The organism is Aquimarina litoralis (assembly GCF_039523995.1).
Taxonomy (GTDB): Bacteria; Bacteroidota; Bacteroidia; order Flavobacteriales; family Flavobacteriaceae; genus Aquimarina; species Aquimarina litoralis.
This window is the reverse complement of sequence record NZ_BAAAGE010000003.1, coordinates 1-24,055: the sequence shown is the minus strand read 5'-3', so window position 1 is coordinate 24,055 and position 24,055 is coordinate 1. Positions and strand designations below refer to the sequence as shown.

General features: G+C 34.6%; 18 protein-coding genes, 1 tRNA gene and 1 rRNA gene. 3 read left to right on the top strand and 17 right to left on the bottom strand.

Features of this window, described 5'->3' with window-relative positions; translation table 11 throughout:
• Positions 1 to 80 precede the first annotated feature (80 nt).
• From ABD077_RS14465 to porU, 7 genes are all read right to left on the bottom strand, one after another.
• A complete protein-coding gene (locus ABD077_RS14465; protein WP_343913006.1) occupies positions 81 to 1,025 on the bottom strand; it encodes a M28 family metallopeptidase in 945 nt (314 codons plus the stop codon).
• A gap of 129 nt (positions 1,026 to 1,154) precedes the next feature.
• On the bottom strand, positions 1,155 to 1,742 hold the full coding sequence (locus tag ABD077_RS14460) for an NUDIX domain-containing protein (RefSeq protein WP_343913005.1): 588 nt from the start codon (positions 1,740 to 1,742) through the stop codon (positions 1,155 to 1,157).
• Positions 1,743 to 1,838: 96 nt separating this feature from the next.
• Positions 1,839 to 3,449, bottom strand: a complete 1,611-nt coding sequence (locus ABD077_RS14455) for a pyruvate dehydrogenase complex dihydrolipoamide acetyltransferase (protein ID WP_343913004.1) — start codon at positions 3,447 to 3,449, stop codon at positions 1,839 to 1,841.
• A gap of 3 nt (positions 3,450 to 3,452) precedes the next feature.
• The gene (gene pdhA, locus ABD077_RS14450; protein ID WP_343913003.1) at positions 3,453 to 4,454 is read right to left on the bottom strand and encodes a pyruvate dehydrogenase (acetyl-transferring) E1 component subunit alpha; all 1,002 of its coding nucleotides are present in this window, start codon (positions 4,452 to 4,454) and stop codon (positions 3,453 to 3,455) included.
• A 158-nt stretch (positions 4,455 to 4,612) separates the two neighbouring features.
• Positions 4,613 to 5,095: a cytidine deaminase gene (locus ABD077_RS14445; protein WP_343913002.1), complete on the bottom strand. Its 483-nt coding sequence runs from the start codon at positions 5,093 to 5,095 to the stop codon at positions 4,613 to 4,615.
• A 205-nt stretch (positions 5,096 to 5,300) separates the two neighbouring features.
• Positions 5,301 to 6,467: a type IX secretion system outer membrane channel protein PorV gene (gene porV / locus ABD077_RS14440; protein WP_343913001.1), complete on the bottom strand. Its 1,167-nt coding sequence runs from the start codon at positions 6,465 to 6,467 to the stop codon at positions 5,301 to 5,303.
• 39 nt (positions 6,468 to 6,506) lie between these two features.
• Positions 6,507 to 10,349, bottom strand: a complete 3,843-nt coding sequence (gene porU, locus ABD077_RS14435; protein ID WP_343913000.1) for a type IX secretion system sortase PorU — start codon at positions 10,347 to 10,349, stop codon at positions 6,507 to 6,509.
• A 213-nt stretch (positions 10,350 to 10,562) separates the two neighbouring features.
• On the opposite strand from porU, the gene gldJ reads away from it, so the two are divergent.
• Positions 10,563 to 12,236, top strand: a complete 1,674-nt coding sequence (gldJ, locus tag ABD077_RS14430) for a gliding motility lipoprotein GldJ (RefSeq protein ID WP_299608675.1) — start codon at positions 10,563 to 10,565, stop codon at positions 12,234 to 12,236.
• Between the two features lie 82 nt (positions 12,237 to 12,318).
• A complete protein-coding gene (locus ABD077_RS14425) occupies positions 12,319 to 13,599 on the top strand; it encodes a UDP-N-acetylmuramoyl-tripeptide--D-alanyl-D-alanine ligase (RefSeq protein ID WP_343912999.1) in 1,281 nt (426 codons plus the stop codon).
• A gap of 14 nt (positions 13,600 to 13,613) precedes the next feature.
• Here ABD077_RS14425 and ABD077_RS14420 read toward each other — a convergent pair whose 3' ends face one another.
• The 9 genes from ABD077_RS14420 to ABD077_RS14380 form a co-directional block, all read right to left on the bottom strand.
• Positions 13,614 to 14,690: a DUF2652 domain-containing protein gene (locus ABD077_RS14420; RefSeq protein ID WP_343912998.1), complete on the bottom strand. Its 1,077-nt coding sequence runs from the start codon at positions 14,688 to 14,690 to the stop codon at positions 13,614 to 13,616.
• Positions 14,691 to 14,789: 99 nt separating this feature from the next.
• Entirely contained in the window at positions 14,790 to 15,626 is an 837-nt protein-coding gene (locus tag ABD077_RS14415; RefSeq protein ID WP_343912997.1) for a mechanosensitive ion channel family protein, read from the bottom strand.
• 143 nt (positions 15,627 to 15,769) lie between these two features.
• Positions 15,770 to 15,844 (bottom strand) — tRNA-Val (locus ABD077_RS14410).
• A gap of 85 nt (positions 15,845 to 15,929) precedes the next feature.
• Complete coding sequence (locus ABD077_RS14405) at positions 15,930 to 17,102, bottom strand: bifunctional folylpolyglutamate synthase/dihydrofolate synthase (protein WP_343912996.1); 1,173 nt, start codon at positions 17,100 to 17,102, stop codon at positions 15,930 to 15,932.
• A 106-nt stretch (positions 17,103 to 17,208) separates the two neighbouring features.
• Positions 17,209 to 18,111, bottom strand: a complete 903-nt coding sequence (locus ABD077_RS14400) for an energy transducer TonB (RefSeq protein WP_343912995.1) — start codon at positions 18,109 to 18,111, stop codon at positions 17,209 to 17,211.
• A 5-nt stretch (positions 18,112 to 18,116) separates the two neighbouring features.
• Positions 18,117 to 18,509 carry an ExbD/TolR family protein gene (locus ABD077_RS14395; protein WP_299608688.1) on the bottom strand — a complete coding sequence of 131 codons (393 nt, stop codon included), beginning with the start codon at positions 18,507 to 18,509 and terminating at the stop codon, positions 18,117 to 18,119.
• A gap of 1 nt (position 18,510) precedes the next feature.
• Positions 18,511 to 19,212 carry a MotA/TolQ/ExbB proton channel family protein gene (locus tag ABD077_RS14390; RefSeq protein ID WP_425545868.1) on the bottom strand — a complete coding sequence of 234 codons (702 nt, stop codon included), beginning with the start codon at positions 19,210 to 19,212 and terminating at the stop codon, positions 18,511 to 18,513.
• A gap of 71 nt (positions 19,213 to 19,283) precedes the next feature.
• Complete coding sequence (nhaB, locus tag ABD077_RS14385) at positions 19,284 to 20,753, bottom strand: sodium/proton antiporter NhaB (protein WP_299608689.1); 1,470 nt, start codon at positions 20,751 to 20,753, stop codon at positions 19,284 to 19,286.
• A 27-nt stretch (positions 20,754 to 20,780) separates the two neighbouring features.
• Complete coding sequence (locus ABD077_RS14380; protein ID WP_343912994.1) at positions 20,781 to 22,007, bottom strand: Glu/Leu/Phe/Val dehydrogenase dimerization domain-containing protein; 1,227 nt, start codon at positions 22,005 to 22,007, stop codon at positions 20,781 to 20,783.
• Positions 22,008 to 22,452: 445 nt separating this feature from the next.
• Here ABD077_RS14380 and ABD077_RS14375 point away from each other — a divergent pair, with 445 nt between their 5' ends.
• Complete coding sequence (locus ABD077_RS14375) at positions 22,453 to 23,595, top strand: acyl-CoA dehydrogenase (RefSeq protein ID WP_299901161.1); 1,143 nt, start codon at positions 22,453 to 22,455, stop codon at positions 23,593 to 23,595.
• 373 nt (positions 23,596 to 23,968) lie between these two features.
• Here the strand turns inward: ABD077_RS14375 and rrf are convergent.
• A 5S ribosomal RNA gene (rrf, locus tag ABD077_RS14370) occupies positions 23,969 to 24,055 on the bottom strand; the annotation flags it as partial.

Below are 24,055 nucleotides of genomic sequence, written 5' to 3'. Positions count from 1 at the left end.
TTTCTTAGCGGTCGTATAGAATCGCCATAGAAACATGTCGATTTGATCTAGACTTAATCGTTTAGGTATTTTTCTCAGGGTTACTTGAGTTTAATCTCCTGTGTTTTCGAATTCAATATGTTTGTCATTACTGGAATGCAATCATTGATAAGTTCTGCCATAAATTCAAAATTCATTTCTGACACCTCATCATCTACATGATGGTAATAGTCATAGTTAGTGAAGTCGAATGTTGAAATCGTTTGGCAAGGCACATTAAATTCTTTATGAAAAGGATAGTTATCACTTCTACGAAATAACTGAAACTCTTTAGCTTTAGGAAGAAACCCTATTAATTCTTTCCCTGCATATTCATTCATTTTCTCAGCCATATTAGATATTTCATATCCTGTGATATATGCTTTATAAGATTTGTTATTCAACGGTACTCCAATCATTTCAAAATTTACCATCGTATACAAATTCAAGTTTTTCTCTTTTAAAACCTTAGCCAAATGCTTTGATCCAAGCAAACCTTTTTCTTCTGCTCCAAATAACACAAACAAAACGCTACGTTTATTATCTTTAGCTTCTGCAAAATATTTGGCCAAAGAAATTACTGCTGTACTTCCTGCAGCATTATCGTTAGCTCCATTAGCAATAGTATCTCCATTAACTTCTTTTCCTTTCCCGATATGATCGAAATGAGCTCCAACTATTACAAATTCATTCGCCAAATCAGGATCCGTACCTTTTAAATATCCTACTACATTATAGGTTTCCGTTCCTTTCGCATCAAAAGATGGTAAATAGGTGTCGAAATATGGACTAATACCAGAATTTTTAAATATATCTTCTATATACTTTGCTGCTTTTTTCAATCCTTCAGATCCAGTATCTCTGCCTTCTAACTCATCACTAGCCAAAAAATTCATAATAGTTTCTACTTCTGAAGCTTTAATTTTTGATTCACTGGACTGAGCTGTAGTTACTTGTTTGCAGTTAATAAACACTATAGCTATTATAAAAAGTGCAATACGTTTCATATTCTGTTTTTTTACTTCTTTCATTACTATAATTTAATATCCTTTTGTGATACTCGTTATAGTTCTTATTTTGATTAACGAATTATTTTTTGCTAAATATACTTAAAAATGGAACTTAACTAACCGGCATTAGCTTTTCATTATACCTTTTATCTTTAGATATTGTAAAAGCATTACTGTTCTTGCATCTTTGATCTCGCCTAAGGCTATCATACCAAATGCTTTTTCGAATTCAATTTCTAAAACATCTATATATTCTTGTTCTTCTGATAAACCTCCACCGTTATTTACTTTTTGGTTATCATCATATTCTGCAATAAACAAATGAGCAATCTCTGTCATCACTGCTGGAGAAGCGTATACTTCAAATGCTTTTTCAAGCTTCTCAATAATAAAACCTGTTTCTTCCGCTGCTTCTTTTTTAGCACATACTTCTGGAGTATCTCCATCCAAAGATCCCGCACACACTTCTATACTCATCCCTGATGGACTCCCATTCAAAAGTGTTGGTAGTCTAAATTGTCGAGTTAACACAACTGTATTTTTAGATAGGTTATACAATAGAACAGAAGCTCCATCTCCATGATCATATACTTCCCTCAAATGTTGTTCAACAATATCACCTTCTGTATGCTGATAGTTAAAGGTATATTCTTTTAACGAAAAAGTTTTATCTGATAAAGTTCTGCTTTGGATATTACTAATATGTGCTTTCATTAATTTGAAAAAATTTTACTTTAATGGAAATGAATTAAATAAAAAATCCTACTTCACAAGAAGTAGGATCTATAGTATGAATTTCCATTTCTGGAATTATGCTAACATCGTTACTGGATTTTCCAGATATTGTTTCAAGGTTTGTAAGAACTGTGCTCCTGTAGCTCCATCAACAGTTCTATGATCGCAAGCTAAGGTTACCTTCATCGTATTACCTACTACAATCTGACCATCTTTAACAACTGGTTTCTCTACAATAGTACCTACAGATAATATGGCAGAATTAGGTTGATTAATGATCGAAGTAAACTCCTGAATACCGAACATCCCTAAATTAGAAACTGTGAATGTACTTCCACTCATTTCCTGAGGAGTTAATTTTTTATTTCTTGCTTTACCAGCTAGATCTTTTACATTCGCTCCAATTTGTGTAAGTGACATTTGATCTGTAAATGGTAATACAGGCACTACCAATCCATCAGGTACCGCAACTGCAACTCCGATACTAATATGCTTTGCATACTTGGTAACATCATCAGACCATTGTGTATTTACTTGCGGATGTTTTCTAAGCGCCATAGCACATGCCTTTACAACCATATCATTAAATGATACTTTTGTATCTGGTAATCCATTAATATATTTCCTAGAAGCCATTGCATTTTCCATATCTACCTCTATAGTTAGATAATAGTGAGGTGCATTGAACTTTGAAGCAGAAAGTCCTCTAGCAATTGCTTTACGCATCTGAGAATTTTTCACTTCCTCGAAACTTTCTTCTCCAGCAGGTACATATGGTTGTACTGTTGGTGTGGAAGTTGTTTCTTTAACACTGTCAGTACTTGTCGGTGCAGCAGCAGGAGTAAATGATTCAACATCTTTCTTAACTATTCTTCCATTCTCTCCTGTACCTTTAACCTGAGATAAATCAATTCCTTTATCTGCAGCAATCTTTTTAGCTAAAGGAGAAGCAAATATTCTTCCACCAGATGATGCATTATTTGTAGGAGCGGCAACTGGCTCTTCTTTTTTAGGAGCTGGTGCGTCTTCAGATTTTGTTGGAGCTGAAGCTTTTGTAACACCTCCATCCTTAATACCTGACACATCAGTTCCTGCAGGCCCTATAATGGCTAATAAAGCATCCACAGGTGCTGTTTGCCCTTCTTCTATACCAATATGCAGTAAGGTACCATTGTAGAAGGATTCAAATTCCATAGTAGCTTTATCAGTTTCTATCTCTGCTAGAATATCTCCTTCTTCGACAGTTTCTCCAACTTTTTTAAGCCAAGAAGCCACTGTTCCTTCTTCCATAGTATCACTAAGTCTTGGCATAGTAATTACCTCTACTCCTTCAGGAATTTCAGCAGATGCCTCGCTACTAGTATTTGTTTCTTCTACCTTTTCTTCTTTTGGTTCATCCGATGAGGAAGAAGTTGTACTTCCGTTTAATAATCCTGAAATATCTTCTCCTTCATCTCCTATAATCGCCAATAGTTTATCAACAGGAGCTGTTTCTCCTTCTTCTATCCCAATATGAAGTAAAATCCCATCGTAAAAGGATTCAAATTCCATTGTTGCCTTATCAGTTTCAATTTCTGCAAGAATATCTCCTTCGCTAATCTTGTCTCCTTTTTTAACAAGCCACTTCGCAACCACTCCTTCTTCCATGGTATCGCTCAATCGCGGCATATTAATTACTGTAGCCATAATTTATTGTGGTTTGTGTGATAAAAACGGATAATTGTCTTGTTCGTAAACAACATCATACATAAGGTTTTTTTCAGGGAATGCAGATTCCTCAGCAAACTTTTGACATTCTGCTACCTTATCCTTTACAGCTTTATCAATTGCTGCTATTTCATCATCCGTTGCATATTTCTTTTCTTTAATAACATCCAATACCTGAGTAATTGGATCTATTTTTTGATATTCAGCAACCTCATCTTTTGTACGATACTTTTGGGCATCACTCATAGAATGTCCTCTATAACGATACGTTTTTAGTTCTAAAAACGTTGGGCCACCTCCTGTTCTTGCTCTTGTAATCGCTTCATCCATAGCTTCCGCTACTTTTACTGGATTCATAGCATCTACTGGTCCGCAAGGCATTTCATAACCTAATCCTAACTTCCAGATATCTGTATGATTTGCAGTTCTTTCAACAGAAGTTCCCATAGCGTATCCGTTATTTTCTACACAGAATACTACTGGCAAATTCCAAAGCATTGCTAAATTGAACGTTTCATGAAGTGATCCTTGTCTTGTAGCACCATCTCCCATAAATGTTAAAGTAACTGCATCTCTCTTATGGTATTTATCTGCAAATGCAAGTCCAGCTCCTAAAGGTATTTGTCCTCCTACGATACCATGACCACCATAAAATCTGTGTTCTTTAGAAAAAATATGCATAGAACCTCCCATTCCTTGTGAAGTTCCTGTTCCTTTACCATATAATTCGGCCATTACTCGTCTAGGATCTTCACCCATTCCGATTGGCTGAACATGATTACGGTATGCAGTAATCATTCTATCTTTAGTAAGATCCATTGCATGTAATGCTCCAGCTAAAATAGCTTCTTGACCATTATATAAATGTAAAAATCCTCTTACTTTTTGTTGGATATAAACTTGTGCTAATTTGTCTTCGAACTTTCTCCAGAAGAGCATATCTTCGTACCACTTCAGGTAAACTTCTTTGGTTACTTTTTTCATCTAAAATGTAATGATATTTCAAAATTAAGTCAGTTTTACAACTGACCTCTCTAACAATTACAGAATTTTTCTGCCAATTTTTCAATTAAGCGAAAAACAAAAATAAGATATTCATTACTAAGGAGAAAGCAGTTTTTAGATAAAAATCTACGAAAACGTTATAAATACGAATTATCAAAAATAAGAGGCAATAAATTAGCTAAAGAGTAAGATTTTACTACTTTTCCTGTCTCTCCCATAAAATAAATCTCAATTGGCTTCTTTTGATTGATTTCATATTCTGCAATCGCTTGCCTACAAGCTCCACAAGGTGGAGTAGGTGTTACTAGCTGATGTTTAAGGGATTTTGCCGAAAGCGCCATTCTTATAATAGGCACACCCGGAAAGTTAGCTCCTGCAGCATATATAGCTACTCTCTCAGCACATAGACCAGAAGGATAACAGGCATTCTCCTGATTATTTCCTAACACAATCTCATTATTTTCTAATAGCAAAGCTGCCCCTACTAAGAATTCAGAATACGGAGCGTATGCTTGATCTCTTATTTTAAAAGATTGTTCCATTAAACTCTGAACATCTAATGGTAGTTCCTCGAAAGAGTCGAACACCTGCAGTGTTGATTTAATTTCTATTTCTTTCACACTTTTACATTTTAGTAATTAGATATCAAAAAAATGATTACAAAATTAAGAATCCTTGTTATCACTTTTCTCTCTCTTTTAAAAATATCAATACCATAAATTACTGATCCTTCAATATCCTTAATAGGATTGCACAATGTACTATAAACAAAAAAAGTATCAAACATATAGCCTGATACTTTTTCTTATAATATTTCTGAAGTTTTTATCTGTCGTAAAAATCTTCTCCAAAATTAAATGAAAGACCAAAACGAAGTGTTCCTTCTAATGGACTTTGTACGGAAGAAGCATTAAATAAATAAGACACGTCTAGATTCACTATAGTATACTTAAATCCAAGACCTAGAGATACAAATTTACGCGCTCCTTTTTCTTCAGCTTCATTAAAATATCCTCCTCTAAAAGAGAATACATCTTTATAAACATACTCAGCTCCTAGAGACCATGTGAATTCTTGTAACTCTTCACTAAAACCTCCATCAGCATCTCCCCATGAAGAAAATATTGCTCCAAAAGAACTAATACTCTGGTACTCTGCATTATCCTCTGCATCTATATCACCATCTCCATCAAAATCCTGCGGACTAGGAACTAATAGTTTAGCAAATTCTAAAGAAGGCGTAATTCTGTTATACTCATCTAATAGAAAATCGAAACCAGCACCTAATCTAAAAGTTGTTGGAATAAAATTTTCCTGACCAGCGTCATCATACTTGATTTTAGGTCCGATATTAGAAATGTTTAATCCTGCTCTCCATCTACCATTAAAAGAATTATATGCTATTTCTTCACTACGGTAAAAAGCAGCTACATCAACTCCAAAACTACTCGCAGCACTTGCATCAGCTTGCCCTGCTCCTTGCAACCTTAAATCTGATCTTAAATAACGACCAGCTATACCCATAGAAAATGTTGGACTTAATTGTAATGCATAAGAAACATCTAATGTTAATTCGTTTGGTTTTTGAACATTTGGTTCATCATTAGGCCCTTGTCTAAATTCGATATCTCCTAAACTAAAATATCTAAAACTAGCTGCAACAGCACTTCTACCATCTTGCCCAAAACGGTTATAGTAATTTACACCTCCCAAAAAGATATCATCAACTAGGTTACTTAGGTAAGGTGTATAGTTAATACCAACTCCTTGCTGCTTACCAATAAACGCATATTTTGCAGGATTCCATTGTTGTGAAAACGCATCTGCTGAAGTTGCAACCCCTTGATCAGCTAGACCAGCTGCTCTGGCATCGGCTGCGATTAAAAGAAATGGCGTAGCTGTTGTTATAGCTCGATTCGGTTCTTCTTGTGCCTGTGTCTTGTAGTTGAACAGTGTAAAAAACACTAAGCCAAGGATTATGATTTTTCTCATGTGAAAATTAATTTAGACAAATATATAGTTATTTAGTTATTATAAGATGACGAGTTTTTCAAATTTCTCAACCCGTTGATTTGTTAACGTTGATTTTACAGATATCTTGTATACGTATACTCCTTTTCCTAATTTATCCCCAAAATCATCTCGCCCATTCCACTGGATGTCCTCTCGGTAACTTGTTTTACCGGACAGGGTTTGATTGTTGGTCCAAATCACTTTTCCTGAAACAGTAAATACCTGAACTTGAACTTCTAAAACATCATTTATTGCCCCAGAATGCTCAAACCAAAACTCGGTATGACTTACGAATGGATTTGGATAATTTAATACATTATTAAGTGAAAAACCTGATGCATCAGCTACCACAAATTGTATTTCTTGTGTAGAAGAATTGTTATAAACATCCCAGCCTTTGAATGTGAGCGTATGTAAACCCGGTTCCAGATCTCTTAATTTGAAATTAACAACTCCTCTGGTAAAATCATCAATTTCTGTTTCATAAAAATCATTTAAAATAAAAGGATTAGATTCATCTCCATCTAGTATTGCCGAAATATCATGTCCAATTCCACTAGCTGTATTTATTCCATTTTCATCTTCTAATTTTGCAATCAATATTGGAGAGTCATTAGTTACTCCACCGGAAACAAAACTTTCATCATTCATAAATAATTGAATTTGTGGCCCCACATTATCCTCTGGTGCATTTTCATTGAGTCCACCTACTAAGATGGTTTCGTCTGAACCTGTTTGATCTTCTAAAGCTCCATTTCTTGATGCATAAAAACTTATTCTTCCATTATCAACTGGTATCCCTATATCTCTAGGAACAATAAATTCAAAATCAAACAACCCGTTTGTGATAGATGCTTTACCTCTAAAAATAATCTCTCCAAGAGTTTCAAAGTTCAACTTAATGATTTCTCCCGAACTATTTCTTACGCCATCATTGGCCAATGTAACTCTATCCACATCCTTATCATATATTGTAGTAGATAAAACACCATTATAATCGGATAATAAAACCCCTGATTCACTAACCACTTCTCCAGAAATTTTCATCCTAGCTAAGGCTTCAAAAGTATCTACTGTTCCCGTGACAGGAGCATCGTTAATAGCAGTTAAACGAATATTGGGTTTAGGAATTGCCATTTTCATAGCAGGGTCTCCAAAAAAGAACACTACTCTCCTACTATTAGTTGTATAAGTATTCTTTAATTGCCTTACTGCTTCAGCGATTGAGGGATATTCAGACCCATCAGGAAATAAAAATTCTGACAATCGATCATTTACTGAAATACCAAATGTAACGATTACATCTCTAGTAGTACTAATTAAACCTACTGCTCCACCTTGTGTATTCCAATAGGTAAGCTCCCCTGCAGAATCCCTACAAGGGTTGTCAAATTTTGTAAATTCGCAAGTAACTGTTATAAATATAGGAAGGCGATTTGTATTTGCTAAATCTATTGCATCGGACTTATTAAATATAAATTCTTTTGCCAAGCCATCTTCTCCTCCATGACCAAAATAATCTATTGCCACAGCACCTGTTTCTATTGCAGTGGAGATTGCTTCATTTACTTTAGGATATCTACTCCCTGATGCTGAGGATTCTTGTTCAAAAGCATCAGCATATATTTTTGTTAGGTTTAGGTAAGGTTTTCTTACTATTAAATCATCACCAAGCTCATCTAAATTTCTCTGAATAGTTTCCTCCCAATCTTCATCAACATCATCTGCAATTAACAGGACAGAATTCCTCCATCTTCCATAGGATTGCTCATTATCATAGTTGATAATTTTAGTAACCATAGCATCTGCCAATTGCGGAGAATCTGCTAAAATTCGTCCTACGGCAACATCCAATTGATCACTAGAAATCATTCTTCCTTCTACAGGATCCATAGAACCAAAAAAATCGTCAGTTGCAAAAGAGCTCACTAATGAAAAACTACTTAAACTTTCAAAGGTGGGTACAATATTACTATCTGGACAATTTTCTCTAAGCAATATCCCTTTATAATCCACGGAAGCATCTCCAAAAAGACACACATATTTTAATCGTTCACTTGGATCTGACGCATTATCATAAACATACCGTACAAGATTTCTGATCGCGGAAATATCTTGCTTACCACTTCCAAATTCATGATATATTTGGTCTAGAGTTACTACTTTTACATTATAATTATTAAGATTGCGATGATGATCTGCTAAACGATTTGCAGATTGCACTAAATCATTATTCACTACAATTAAATAATCAATATCTTCGAATTGACCTTGATTATTTAAAAATATAGTTCCTTTAATATCCTGATTACTTACCCTACTCGTCTGGTCAGCTAACGGATTAAAATAATCTGTAGGGACAACTGATATATACTGCCTAGCCTCTCCCATTGTGGCTTTAAAGCTTAGAGTAGCGGCATTACCATCATTTGAAATTCGACTAATCGCCTCCGGATTGGTAACATCCCATACCTGAGATATTGATGAAGCATTAGCAATATTATATTGACCTACACCTGTTAAAGTAGCAGCTTCTTCATAAACAAATGACATCTGACTATTAGTTCCTGTAAGAGCTCTTTTAGCCTCCAAGCTAATAAAATCAAGATATCCTATTGCTGAAGGATTACCGTTGTTATTATAGTTTAATCCAACTGTTATTCTATCTGATGATGATGTTATATCTTGAGTAATGTTCCTAGGAGAACCTAAAGTAGTTCCCGTGACCTGGGAAAAACTCAAAATAGCTTCTTGAGTCCCATTCACTGTTACACTCATACTGGAGGTTCTAGCCGATGTAGCCGCTGCATATACATTTAGTTCAACAGGTTCTGAAGTAATTAAATTGGGAAAGTCAAAGTCATATGTACGATTACTTTGTATATCAAATCTATCTCCAAACCACCTTCTACCAACTTTCACTATATTATATTCATCTACTTCGTAAAACTGGTAATCTGTAAAAGAATTTATCTGAGTAACGGCCGTTCCAGTAGGTTCTGTGTAATTAGAGACCCTTCTTCCACTAGATCCCCCTGTAGTTATGTAATAATAAGATTTATCTGCATATAAGTTTAGATTTGTAATATTTTCTTCGCTATAATACCCTGCGGTACCTTCACCATAAAACAAGATGTAATCACTGCCCGAAAAAGTACCATCTTCTCCACCGACTACCTGAATAGCATTTTCCCTAAGATCGAACTCATTATTTTCTTCATTAAGTAATGGTAACATTCGCCCACCATTACCATAAATTTTGATTGTGCTAGGATTAATAGCACTAACATTCATTCCTAAACTAGCTAAGAATTCTGGAGTAATTCTAAAAACACCGGTTTTATCCACATAAAATCTAAACCATTCTCCCGTAGCTAATACCGAATTGGTTATAGGAGCGCTCTTGGCAATTGCACTTGAGCTTCCTCCTATTTGATAAACAACATCAAATGAAATTATTTTCTTAAAACTATTACCTGTTCTTATAATAGGAAAAACACTTAAAAAGCCTGCTCTTTTATTCCTAGCCGAAGTAGACCTAATATTGTAGCTTAACTTTCTTGGAATAAAATCAACATTTAAATCTTTTAACTCCTGTCTAGAAATACTTTTATAAGCAACATTCTCCAGCCTTGCTGTACGTTCATTTATCGGAGAAGATTCTTCCCATCTAGTAACAAATTGAACTCCTAAGCCATCCTGGTATTCAAAATTTTCCTCATCAAACCCAGGAACTGTAAATGAAAAAGTAGAAGTATTTATTTCTACATCTTTCCAGTTTATGTCTATGTGAATCGATTTCTGTGCTGAAATAAACATAGAAATCAATAGCGCATATAAAATTGTAATTTTCTTCATCATAGCGTATAACGGGTTTGGCGCCGTTTTAGTGTCTCTAAAATTATTGTTTTTCTTCAAAAATAATAATAAAGACAAAAATATTACGTTAAACCAAAGTCAATCATGAAAACATAAATTTTCAAAGATTTGATATTATTTTAAAAATATTAGGGTAAATTTAACGTTAATTATTATATTGCAAGCCCTAATTTCTACTTTAACGAACTTAAGATTATGAAAAACGCGTTAGTTTTTAAGTCTCTGATGGCCCTAACCATTAGTACCTTACTGTTTAGTTGTAACAAAACCGATTACGGCAGCAGTTCTAGAGCCACTGGTTGGAAATACAATTCCAAAGACGGTGGATTCCAAGTAAACACAAATTACAAAGAACAAGAAACAGGACCAGGATTAGTTTTTGTTGAGGGAGGTACCTTCACTATGGGACGAGTTCAGGATGATGTAATGCACGATTGGAACAACACTCCTACACAACAACATGTTCAATCCTTTTATATGGATGAAACAGAGGTTACCAATGTTATGTATTTGGAATATCTTGATTGGTTAAAAGGTGTTTATCCTCCTACAGAACCAAAATATAAAAATATTTATCATGGTGCACTTCCTGATACTTTAGTATGGAGAAACCGTTTAGGATTTAATGAAATGATGACGAACAACTATCTTCGTCACCCAGCTTATGCTAACTATCCAGTTGTAGGAGTTAACTGGATTCAAGCAGTAGAATTTAGTAAGTGGAGAACAGATAGAGTTAACGAAAGAATCCTTGAAGAAGAGAGAGTCATAAAAGAAAATGCTCCTTTCGAAGATGTTTCTGCTGAAAGCACTTTTAATACTGACACATATTTAAATGCACCTTCACAAACTTATGGAGGTAATGACGAAGCAACCAGAGGTGGAAAGAAGTCAGAGCAATATGAAAAAAGAAATGATTCTACAGGATTATATATCCAGCGTAAAGATGGATTATTACTTCCAAAATACAGACTACCAACAGAAGCAGAATGGGAATATGCTGCTTTAGGACTTGTAGAATTAAGAAGTTATAATATTTACAGAGGTAGAAAAAAATACCCATGGGATGGACAATATACACGTTCTGGAAAAAGAAGAACTCGTGGAGACCAATTAGCTAACTTTAAGCAAGGTGATGGTGACTACGGTGGAATTGCTGGATGGAGTGATGATGGTGCAGATATTACAGCTCCAGTAGCTTCTTACGACCCTAATGACTATGGTCTTTATGACATGGCAGGAAACGTTGCAGAATGGGTAGCAGATGTCTACAGACCAATTGTAGACGATGAGTATAACGATTTTAACTACTACAGAGGAAATGTATACACTAAAAATGCAATCAATCCTGACGGAACTGTAAAGATTGTTACTACAGATTCTATTATATATGATACTTTAAGTAATGGAAAAATTGTAGCAAGAGTATTACCAGGAGGAATATTACAAACTCCAGTTGATGAGAACGAAACGTATTTAAGAACTAACTTTACACAAAGTGATAACCGTAATTTCAGAGACGGTGACAAAAGTTCTTCAAGATATTACGAAGGTTTCCAAGATGAAAACATTCCTAATAGAAGAATGTACAACTCTCCTATCCACAGTGTAGAACCAAGCGCAGCAGACAGTACTAAGCTAGATAGAAGATATGACGAATCTAGTAAGAGAACTACTATTGTAAGTGAAGAGGTAAGAGTTTACAAAGGAGGTTCTTGGAAAGATAGAGCATATTGGTTAGACCCTGCTCAGAGAAGATTCTTTCCACAAGATATGGCTACGGATTATATTGGATTCCGAAATGCAATGTCTCGTGTAGGTGAAAAAGCAAAAAGCAAAAAAACACCTAAGCATAGAAAGCCTAGATAGAAACTTTAAGAAAAGTTCGTTAAAATATATAAAGCCCTGACATTTGATCAGGGCTTTTTAATACAATTACATTACTCATAATATGAACATCTCTAACATACATCAATTATTTCTTGAAAGTAGTGGTATTTGCACGGATACCAGAAAAATCGTAAAAAACAATCTTTTTTTCGCCTTAAAAGGAGCAAACTTTAACGGTAATGAATATGCAGAAGAAGCCATTAAGCAAGGAGCATCTTATGCCATAATTGATGACAAACAATATCATACTTCAGACCAATTTATAGTAGTTAATGATGTACTAGAGACATTGCAGCATTTAGCAACTTATCACAGAAACTATCTTGCCATTCCGATAATTGCACTTACCGGAAGTAACGGAAAAACCACTACTAAAGAATTGATCAATTGCGTTCTCTCTGCACAATTTAACACCACAGCAACCAGCGGCAACTTAAACAACCATATTGGCGTTCCCTTAACCTTATTATCTATGGATAAGAACACCGAAATTGGAATTGTGGAAATGGGTGCAAATCACATAAAAGAGATAGCGTTTTTATGTAATATAGCACAGCCAGACTTTGGATACATAACCAATATAGGAAAAGCTCATCTCGAAGGATTCGGAGGAATAGAAGGAGTCTTAAAAGGAAAAACCGAACTTTATCAACATCTACGAGAAAAAGACAAACTCGTTTTTTTGAATTCAGAAGATCCTAAGCTTCTAAAAGCATCAAGCGGTATGAACACCTACACTTTTTCTCAACAAGGCAGTAGTAACGCTAGAATACAATTACAGAACGCAGATCCCATGGTTAGTGTCGCCTATAAAAATCTAGAAATCCAAAGTAACCTAATCGGAGTTTACAATTTTACCAATATTGCAGCTGCAATAGCAATCGGTTCTTATTTTAAAGTACATGAGAAATTGATCAAGACAGCTATAGAATCTTACATTCCATCGAATAATAGATCTCAAATCATTGCTAAAAATGACTTTACCATTATCATGGACGCTTATAATGCCAACCCTTCAAGCATGAATGCTGCAATTGATAATTTAAAACAATTAGAAAGCTATCCTAAAACAGTATTTCTTGGAGACATGTTTGAACTTGGAAAAACAGCAGAAGAGGAGCATCAAAAAATAGCAGACAAGGCGTCATCCTCATCTTTTGATGTTATATTCCTAATTGGCGAAAATTTCTATCAGGTATCTACCACAGATCCTAGGGTTAAGAAATATCGATCTTTTGAAGATTTACAACAAAACGAAACATTTGAAAAATTGCAAGGTACTGTTCTAATCAAAGGATCTCGCGGAATGAAATTAGAACGTGTTTTAGATATTCTACACTAAGACGCTACCTAATCTTATGCTGTAGCCATATAATTCTCTAGGTTATTAAGAGATTCATTTATTGATTTTTGAAAACTTCGTTTCATTATAAAATACAGGATCATCTTTTTAAAAATTGAGTTCACTTTAGGATACAATTCTATTATGATTTCACACGAACTTTGAGACACAGGAATGATAGTATAAAATTGATACATCCCATCAATAATAGGAATATCGGTTGTATATTCTCCATAAATTAATTTACCAGTATCTACCGCTTTTGTTACTGTAGTAAAATTGAGTCGTTTCCCATCGATCACACAAACATGCTCTGTTCCTAAACGAGTAACTTCATCCGGATTATACTCGAACTCATCGACACCTTTAACCCAATGATGACGATAACTGTAATTTGTAATATATTCTAACAAACTCTCTGCGGAAGTTTTATATTTTTTTTGGATTGTTAAGAAAGGGGCTTTATCAAAATGCACTTCATAAGGTGTCTCATAAGAAGTAAGTTTAAGATATTGTTTATCAACTTCAGAATACAAATAATCAATCTTCTTACCATCATATTCATTTTCTCCTTTCGAAAAATTAAATAATTGACTTTTATAGTCATCCGAAAGCCCTATTTGTTGCGACAAATCTCTACTTAAAAGAACATAATTATCACTAGGGATAGAATTCTTTAACAATCTATGTGCCTCTATTACAACTTGACCAAATGGTTTTCTTTTATTCTGAACAGTAATAAATTGCAAATCTCCACAATGCGCTATAATCTTTAACTGAAGATTTGGTGCAGTAGCACAGGCATTACAAGGACAAATGCGATTATTCTCCAACAACTTGAGGTGACTATAAAAAGCAGTAAACATAGTCTCAATCTGCGCTAATAGCTTTTCTTGGGAAGGCACTTCTCCTTCTTTATAAAAAAATAAAGCATCCCCTTCTACTTCCGCTAGTCTTAAATTTTGAGTATTAGCATTAATTAACACCTCTAACAACTCTGCAATTACATGCTGACTATGTTCAATTTCTGTAGTTTGAACAAATTGGGCATACCCAGAAATATCAGGGATAAATAGTAAAGATTTAGACATTTAGTTCTTTTTTTTTACAAACTAATTCTAAATCTAACGATTTATACCAAACACTAACTCTTTTTATAAATTATTTAAGGAAATAATATCTATCCAGCTTTAAGACCTGTTATCATGAGAATACAAATGCACATCTCTTTGAGGAAACGGAATAGATATTCCTTTATCCTCTAATCTTTTCTTAGCCTCTTCAATTGTATAAAAATGAACCTCCCAAAAGTCATCATTAAGAGCCCAAAACCTTAGAGATAAGGTTACAGCGCTATCCCCTAATTCGGTAACAAAAATTTCTGGAGCAGGATCCTTAATCACCTTTTCTTGAGTATTTATAAGATCTAAAAGAATTTCTTTTGCTTCTTTAATATTACTTTCATAAGAAACACCAATTTCTATCTTTCCTCTTCTTCTTTCTTCTGCCGAATAATTAATAATGTTTCCATTTGATATCTTACCATTAGGTATAACAGCTAACTGATTTCCAAACGTATTTACTTTCGTTGTAAATATAGAGATCTCCTTTACCGTACCAGATACTCCTTGCGCCTCTATATAATCTCCGATCTTGAATGGCTTGAAAAACAGAATTAGAACCCCTCCAGCAAAATTTGAAAGCGATCCTTGTAACGCCAACCCTATTGCTAAACCAGCTGCCCCCAAAATCGCTACAAGTGAAGATGTCTGAACTCCTAATTGAGTTACGACTAACACCACTAATAAAATTTTAAGACCTATATTAATTAAATCATATAAAAATCTTTCTAATGTTTCGTCATAGTCTTTTTGTTGAAAGAATTTACGTAGTGCTTTGCTAAAAATATTTATCACCCACACTCCTACAAAAAAAATAATGACAGCAGAGATCAAATCAGGTATAAAATTCCATAACCATTCTACAAACTGATCCCAATTTTCCTTAGTAAGTCCAAATCTTTCCATATGATCTTTATATTTTATAATTTACTTAAAACACATGTTATTCTAGCCATAAACTTTATCCACAGTTTTTATAAATAGAAACTACTTTTCTAGGCAACTATTGTGTATAAAAAAATCCATTCATAAATGAATGGATTTTCTTGTGGGCAATGAGGGATTCGAACCCCCGACCCCCTCGGTGTAAACGAGGTGCTCTGAACCAACTGAGCTAATTGCCCTTATGTTTTTCACAACCCTTGTTCGTGATTGCGGATGCAAATATAACACAGTTTTGCAGTCTACCAAAAGATTTTAAAAGAAAAATTAAATTATTTCTGAAACCACAAACGTACTACCTCCTACATATATCAAATCTTCATTCATAGCATTCTGTATAGCAGCATCATACGCCAATTGCACAGAATCATATGCTTCTCCTTTTAATTTAAATTTTAACGCTTGTTCTTGTAACTTTTTTTCATCTAAGCCTCTTTTAATTTCAGATTTTGCAAAATAATAGGTAGCATGCTTCGGAAACAATGGTAAAATTTCATCTAAATTTTTATCAGAAACAACTCCTAATACCATATGTAATTTTTGATATTTTGCTTCAGATAACTGATCCATCACAATTTTCAACCCATCTTGATTATGAGCTGTGTCGCACACTACTTTGGGAGAGCTTTTTAATATTTGCCATCTGCCAAGCAAATTTGTATTTCTTACTACATTAGCTAATCCAGATTTAATAGCTTCTACTTGCACGCTCCATCCTCTATCTTTTAAAACGGATATCGTTTGCAACGCAGTTTTAATATTTTCTTGTTGATAATTTCCTTTTAAGTCACTTTCATATACAGGTCCTGCATAGTTGTATGCGTATAAAATATTACTCTCGCGTTCATTTGCAATTTCCGAAAACACTTTTTTAGTTTCTGGTGTAGTTCTACCCACAACAACTGGAACACCTTCTTTAATAACCCCAGCCTTCTCATAAGCTATTTTAGCAAGCGTATTTCCTAAGAACTGGGTATGATCCAAGCCTATATTTGTAATCACAGAAACTTCTGGCCTTATAATATTAGTAGAATCCAATCTACCTCCTAAACCTACTTCTATAATCGCCACATCAACTTTCTGATCTGAAAAATATTGAAAGGCTAAACCGACTGTCATTTCGAAAAAGGATAATTGATTTTTTTCTAAATAAGATTTATGCTTAGCAATAAAATCTACTACATAATTTTCATCAATCACAAGACCATTTATTCGTATACGTTCTCTAAAATCCTTTAGATGCGGAGAAGTATACAAACCTACCTTATAGCCTGATTCTTGTAATACAGATGCCAACATATGACTCGTAGACCCTTTTCCATTGGTACCTGCTACATGAACGGTCTTAAACTTATTTTCTGGGTTATTTAGATGAGCTGCTAACTTGACAATATTAGTTAGATCTATTTTGTATGCACTTGCCCCTTGAAGTTGATACATGGGTAATTGCGCAAACATCCATTCTGTAGTCTCTTTATAGTTGATGATTCTATACTTTAGATTTAATATCTGCTATTTAAAAAAAATGAATATCTGGAAACACTAATTATTCTCCTAAACCAAAGGTAACTTCTACAAAACCTATTTGTTTTGCAGGAGCTTTAGGGTCTGCTTTCCATTTAAAAGTAAGCGCAGTCTTCTTTGCAGGATCCAAAAGACATTGTGCACTATTGGTAGTTCCTTTAACACCAGGAATTGCCTGTATAACACGTCCTTGTCTATTTACTACAATTTTAACTACTACTCTACCCGCTTCATTACATTTCTGAACAACTTTAGAATTCGTAGGACGTCCACGTCCATTAAGACCATATCCAACTCCTCCTGTTCCTCCTGGACCAGGTTGCCCATAGTAGCTGGTAGCATAAGGATTCCCGTTGGGATTCCCTTTATCTCCAGGTTTTCCATCATCTCCTTCTCCTCCTTTTGCTTTACCATCACTCTTAGGGCCATTCGCAAAACTATCCAAGATATCTAAAGTAGATTTATCCGGTTTAGGATCCGGTTTCTTTTCTTCAACCTTCTCCACTGGCTTTTTTACAGGCTTATCTATTGGTTTTTCTTCTGAAGGTTTGTCTTTTGGTTTCTCCTTAGGCTTTTCAACCTTTTTTTTAGGCTCTTTTTTAGGTTTTTCCTCTACCACTGGAGCATCATCAACATCTTGGGTAACGACTTCTTCTGTAATCTCAGGTGTTTCAGGCTCTGGTTCAGATGGATCGACTGGTGTAGATTCTGGAGTGGTTTGTTTAGGAGAAGACTTAATTGCCTCCGTTGGCTGAACATTACCCGAACCAGTTAATGTAGTCCCAAAATTAACGGCAATACCTCCTTCTGGATCAGGATCGATATTACTTAATCCTAAATAAAACAACAGCAGTATAATTAACACGTGTAATATCGTGGTAATAACGAAAGATTTCTTTTTATGTTTAGTATCTAATTTCAGCATTAAAACTATTCTGGTTTTACCGCCAGGATTACTTTAAATTTATTTCGATTTGCTATATCCATAACACCTACTGCTTTTTCGATAGGCACTCCTTCTTCTGCTCTTAGTATTATAGTAGGTTCATTTTGTCCTGCTAGCTTTGATTTCAATGTAGATTCTAACCTCGTTTGACTTACTCTTTCACTATCCACATAGTATTGCAACTTATTTGTTATGCTAACAGATATATTCTGAACATTAGAGCTTTTTCCTTTTGCTTTTGGTAATATCAGATCTAATGCCTCTGGTGTAATTGTCGGGGATGTTAAAAGAAAAAACACTAACAACAAAAACACTATATCCGTCATTGAGGACATACTAAATTCTGGGCTTACCTTATTTCTTCCTCGCAAATTCATATTATGCAGGTTCGTTAAGTAAATCAAGGAAATCTACCGTAGTTGCTTCCATTTGATGAATAACCTTATCGGTTCTAACCACCAAATGATTATATCCAATATAAGCAACAATACCCACTACCAACCCTGCAACCGTTGTTGTCATAGCTGTATAAATACCCTCTGCTAATGATCCCATATCAGCACTCCCAGAGCTCGAAGCCAAATTATGGAATGCTAAAATCATACCAATTACGGTACCTAGAAACCCAATCATTGGTGCTGCTCCTGCTACAGTAGCAAGGATACTTACGTTCTTTTCTAACTTATAAACTTCTAAACGTCCTGCGTTTTCTATTGCCTTATTAATATCCTCAAGAGGATTTCCAATTCTGGAAATTCCTTTTTCCGTTAATCTTGAAACCGGGTTATTTGTTTGAGCACATAAAATTTTCGCTGCTTCAATTTTACCACTAGCTACATTATCTCTTATCTGATGCATAAAACTTTCATCATATTTTGAAGCAGCCTTTATAGCAAATATCCTTTCAAAATATATATAAACTGCAACAAACAAAAGCACAAAGAGAATGGCTATAATAACTACTCCACCAGTTCCACCACTTAACAATAAGTCAATTATGGAAAGTGTCTTCTCTTCTGCTTCCGGATCAATTTCTTTGGTATTTTGGGCTAACATACCGAGCGTCAATAAATAGGTCATATGTCCTTCTGTTAATTTAGTGTTAGTATACTAACGTTAATTCTATAGGTTAAGTATATTCTTATTAAATCTTATAATACATAAATTATTCCTAATAATCCTACTCCACCTAATATTATCGTGTAAGGCAAAGCCATTTTCACCATTCTTCCGTAAGACAAACCAATTAACGGAGCCAAGGAAGAGGTTAACAAGAATAAAAACGCTGCTTGACCATTAGGTGTTGCAACACTTGGTAAATTTGTTCCTGTATTTATGGCTATTGCTAATTTTTCGAACTGTTCTCTAGTGATTGCTCCATTATCAAAAGCTTGCTTAACTTCACCAATATATACTGTCGCTACAAACACATTATCACTGATCATTGATAATACTCCATTTGCCACATAAAACATAGAAGGCTGTTTTGCAGGATCTAATGACAATGCCCATTCGATAATTGGAGAGAATAGGTGTTGATCATGAATCATTGCCACAATAACAAAGAAAACTACTAGTAATCCTGTAAAAGGTAATGCTTCTTCGAACGCTTTTCCTAACTGATGTTCTTCTGTAATACCCATAAAAGCAGTTTGTACAATGATCAGCGCTAAACCAATAAACCCAACAGGTGCCAAATGCAATGCTAATCCAATAATTAGTAATATAGCCGACACACCTTGTACAATTAATCCATATTTTGATTTATCTGACCTGTTCGCATCTTCTTCATCGGTATAATTTTCAATAATTCTTCTGGCTACTTCTGGTAATTTTTCACCAAAGCCAAACCAACCTGTAGTTTCGAGCACCATCGTTGTGATGATTCCTGCAACTAGCACTGGCAACGAAATAGGAGCCATTTTTAAGAAAAACTCTATAAAGTCCCATCCCATTCTTTCTCCGATTAGTAGGTTTTGAGGTTCTCCAACCAAAGTACAAACACCACCAAGTGCTGTACCCACAACACCATGCATCACTAAGCTTCTTAAAAAACTTCTAAACTGCTCTAAAGTTTCTCCACTCAAATCCTTTCTGTCCAAAGATCCATCTTTATCAAAATCAGACTCTGGCATCGAGTGAATTTTATGATAAACGCCATAAAAACCTACTGCTACGCTGATCAGAACTGCAGTAACTGTTAATGCATCTAGAAAAGCAGATAATACCGCAGCTAGAAAAACAAATAGTACCGACAGTACCATTTTTGATTTAATCTTTGTAAATACTTTACTAAAAATATACATTAGTAAAGGCTTCATAAAGTAAATCCCAGCTACCATAAATACCAGTAGTAATACTACCTCTAGATTCTGGTCTACTTCATGATAAGCATTTTTGGGAGTTGTAAGGTTTAATGCTAAAATTTCTATAGCTAAAAGTCCCCCAGATTGCAGAGGATAACATTTTAATGCCATAGCAAGTGTGAATATAAATTCAGCAATAAAAAGCCAAGCACAAACTGTTGGGTTTATAAAATAGACCGCGATATTGATAAGCAAAAAACCTATCATTACCATTTTGAACCATTTTGGACTATTACCTAAAAAATATTTTAACATGATATATTTAAATTATTTATGTGACGATTATACTAATTGTTTGAATGCTATTTCAAACGCTGTTCTACTAATATTTGTTTTAGAACTATTTTTATTAAAAATTTTCTGAATGGCATCTTTAATGGTTTTAGAAGTATCATTAAAAATCGCCTCATCTGTCATTAATACTCTTCTTTCCATGAAATAGGCAAAAACTCTTGCCATTCCACAATTAGAAATAAAATCTGGAATCAAACTTACTTGCTCATCTGTATATTCCATAATTGAGCCGAAAAATATTTCTTTATCAGCAAAAGGAACGTTAGCTCCACAAGAAATTACTTCTAAACCAGAATTGATCATTTGAGTAATCTGGTCTTTAGTAATCAATCTGGATGCTGCACAAGGAGCAAATATCTCCGTCTGTAAAGACCAAATTTTACTATTCAACTCCTCGAAAGGAATGAGTGTTTCGCTATATAGTTTATTTCCTTTCTTATTAAGGTATAATTCCTTGATTTCTTCAAAAGAAAATCCATCTTCTTTAATCAGTCCTCCCGCATGATCAATAATACCAACAACTTTGGCCCCCATTTCTGAAAGGTAATACGCTGCAGCGGATCCAACATTACCAAAACCCTGTACTACAGCTCTTTTTCCTTTAACAGATCCACCATAGATATCATAATAATGTCGAACTGCTTCTGACACTCCGTATCCTGTAATCATATCGGCAACAGTATACTTTCTAGAAACATCTGGAGAAAACACAGTATTTTCCAATACTTTAATCACTCCTTGACGTAGTTGTCCAATTCTATTAATCTTATCGGCTTCTGTTGGCTGAAAATGTCCATTAAAAACACCTTCTTGAGGATGCCAAACACCACAATTTTCAGTAATTGGAATTACTTCATGAATTTCATCTACATTTAGATCTCCCCCAGTGCCGTAATAACTTTTTAGTAAAGGAGAAACCGCTTTATACCATCTTTCCAGAACTCCTTTTTTCCTTGGATCATTGGGATCAAAATTAATCCCTGACTTCGCACCTCCAATTTCAGGACCTGATACAGTAAATTTAACTTCCATCGTTTTGGCTAGCGAAAGTACTTCATTCATATCTAATCCTAACCGCATTCTAGTACCACCACCAGCGGCACCACCTCTTAAGGAGTTAATTACAGTCCAACCTTCTGCTTCTGTCTCAGAATCCCTCCAATTAAAAACAATTTCTGGGGCTTTATTCTCGTATTTTTTTAATAGTTCTTTCATTTTTTAACATCAATTTATTAAACACATTTTTACTAACAGTTTCTGTTATAAACCTAACTTCTATAATTAATAATCACTCCTAGAACGGAGTTAGTGCTGCCTCATAAAAAATCATTTAATAAATTGAATATATGATCACGTTAAAGTGACTTCACAAATATAAAAAACTAAACAGGTCAAACCCTTAATTTAAAAAAATAATAACTCAAAAATATTTTCTATTGACAAATGAATAACAAAGCTTCAAAACAGCACTAAATTCAATAAAAATGGAATCAAAATTCAAACCTTTGAAAGAAAATATCAAAAAATTAAAAAAACATCAAAACTATCATATTATAGCTTATATTTGTAGAATTAATAAAAAAATTGAGGTTATCTCGATTTATTTTCATCGAAATGTTGAATTTGCGTGTTATGCACGCACAGTAAATAAGGATCAAATATGGACTTTAAATTATCCGAAGAACAATTAATGATACGTGATGCTGCTCGTGATTTTGCGAAAGCAGAACTTTTACCAGGAGTAATAGAAAGAGATAATAAACAAGAATTCCCTACAGAACAAGTAAAAAAAATGGGAGAACTTGGATTTTTAGGAATGATGGCATCTCCAGAATACGGTGGTGGAGGAATGGATACTTTATCCTATGTTCTTGTTATGGAAGAGTTATCTAAAATCGACGCATCATCTTCTGTAATCGTATCTGTAAATAATTCTTTGGTATGTTGGGGACTTGATACTTATGGAACACCTGAACAGAAAGAAAAGTATTTAACCAAACTAACTACTGGAGAATCTATTGGAGCTTTTTGTTTATCTGAACCCGAAGCTGGTAGTGATGCAACATCTCAAAGAACTACCGCTATAGACATGGGTGATCATTATGTTCTTAATGGAACTAAAAACTGGATTACCAACGGAGGCACTTCAGATTATTACTTGGTAATAGCCCAAACAGACAAAGAAAAGAAACATAGAGGTATCAATGCTTTTATCGTAGAAAAAGGATGGGAAGGATTTGAAATAGGACCTAAAGAAGATAAATTAGGAATAAGAGGTAGTGATACACACTCCTTAATTTTTAATGATGTAAAAGTACCTAAAGAAAACCGTATTGGTGAAGATGGATTCGGATTCAAATTTGCGATGAAAACCCTAGCTGGAGGTCGTATTGGTATCGCAGCTCAAGCATTAGGAATCGCGCAAGGAGCATATGAATTAGCCAAAGAATATGCTAAAGTGAGAAAAGCTTTTGGTACTGAGATTATGAATCACCAAGCGATCGCCTTTAAATTAGCAGACATGCATGTACAGATAGAAGCTGCAAGAATGCTAGTGTATAAAGCTGCTATGGATAAGGACAATCATGAAAATTATGATTTATCAGGTGCAATGGCAAAATTAGCTGCTTCACAGGCGGCCATGGACGTAACTGTGGAAGCTGTACAAGTTCATGGAGGAAATGGATTTGTAAAAGAATATCATGTAGAACGACTAATGAGGGACGCTAAAATCACTCAGATATACGAAGGAACTAGCGAAATACAAAAAATTGTAATTTCCAGAGCCATTCTTAGAGACTAATTAGTTAAATATTCTCTATTAAAAACCCCCAAATTGAAGTACCAATTTGGGGGTTTATTTTTAGCAAAAATAAATCCATAACATTTAACCTAGACCAATCCATTAACTATTCAATTAAACAAGCAAGAGCAATCCACTATAAATGGTGGTTATCAATCAAGTTGTCCATCTAATGGAAGTGGTGCTACAGGTCAGAGTTGTAGTGTTGCATCTTAATGTAGACCCATCCTTCCTGGTTTTCCTGTGGCTTGTATTAGAGGATGTCGTCTGAGTGCTTTTTGGTTGATCGTTGATAAAGTAATTGTTTTCTACAATCTATAGTTCACTTTTGCGCATAAAAAAACCCTTCATTGTTATAATGAAGGGTTTTCAAGGAAGGCGGCGACCTACTCTCCCACGATTGTAGTACCATTGGCGCTAACGGGCTTAACTTCTCTGTTCGGAATGGTAAGAGGTGAGC

What these genes read in the sequence shown, in the direction of transcription:
- ABD077_RS14390 (WP_425545868.1), bottom strand. Translation starts at nt 19,212, where the DNA reads ATGACCTATTTATTGACGCTCGGTATGTTAGCCCAAAATACCAAAGAA.
- ABD077_RS14380 (WP_343912994.1), bottom strand. Translation starts at nt 22,007, where the DNA reads ATGAAAGAACTATTAAAAAAATACGAGAATAAAGCCCCAGAAATTGTT.
- ABD077_RS14455 (WP_343913004.1), bottom strand. Translation starts at nt 3,449, where the DNA reads ATGGCTACAGTAATTAATATGCCGCGATTGAGCGATACCATGGAAGAA.
- ABD077_RS14460 (WP_343913005.1), bottom strand. Translation starts at nt 1,742, where the DNA reads ATGAAAGCACATATTAGTAATATCCAAAGCAGAACTTTATCAGATAAA.
- ABD077_RS14465 (WP_343913006.1), bottom strand. Translation starts at nt 1,025, where the DNA reads ATGAAACGTATTGCACTTTTTATAATAGCTATAGTGTTTATTAACTGC.
- ABD077_RS14400 (WP_343912995.1), bottom strand. Translation starts at nt 18,111, where the DNA reads ATGCTGAAATTAGATACTAAACATAAAAAGAAATCTTTCGTTATTACC.
- porU (WP_343913000.1), bottom strand. Translation starts at nt 10,349, where the DNA reads ATGATGAAGAAAATTACAATTTTATATGCGCTATTGATTTCTATGTTT.
- ABD077_RS14425 (WP_343912999.1), top strand. Translation starts at nt 12,319, where the DNA reads ATGAACATCTCTAACATACATCAATTATTTCTTGAAAGTAGTGGTATT.
- porV (WP_343913001.1), bottom strand. Translation starts at nt 6,467, where the DNA reads ATGAGAAAAATCATAATCCTTGGCTTAGTGTTTTTTACACTGTTCAAC.
- ABD077_RS14375 (WP_299901161.1), top strand. Translation starts at nt 22,453, where the DNA reads ATGGACTTTAAATTATCCGAAGAACAATTAATGATACGTGATGCTGCT.
- gldJ (WP_299608675.1), top strand. Translation starts at nt 10,563, where the DNA reads ATGAAAAACGCGTTAGTTTTTAAGTCTCTGATGGCCCTAACCATTAGT.
- nhaB (WP_299608689.1), bottom strand. Translation starts at nt 20,753, where the DNA reads ATGTTAAAATATTTTTTAGGTAATAGTCCAAAATGGTTCAAAATGGTA.
- ABD077_RS14405 (WP_343912996.1), bottom strand. Translation starts at nt 17,102, where the DNA reads ATGTATCAACTTCAAGGGGCAAGTGCATACAAAATAGATCTAACTAAT.
- ABD077_RS14395 (WP_299608688.1), bottom strand. Translation starts at nt 18,509, where the DNA reads ATGAATTTGCGAGGAAGAAATAAGGTAAGCCCAGAATTTAGTATGTCC.
- ABD077_RS14415 (WP_343912997.1), bottom strand. Translation starts at nt 15,626, where the DNA reads ATGGAAAGATTTGGACTTACTAAGGAAAATTGGGATCAGTTTGTAGAA.
- pdhA (WP_343913003.1), bottom strand. Translation starts at nt 4,454, where the DNA reads ATGAAAAAAGTAACCAAAGAAGTTTACCTGAAGTGGTACGAAGATATG.
- ABD077_RS14420 (WP_343912998.1), bottom strand. Translation starts at nt 14,690, where the DNA reads ATGTCTAAATCTTTACTATTTATCCCTGATATTTCTGGGTATGCCCAA.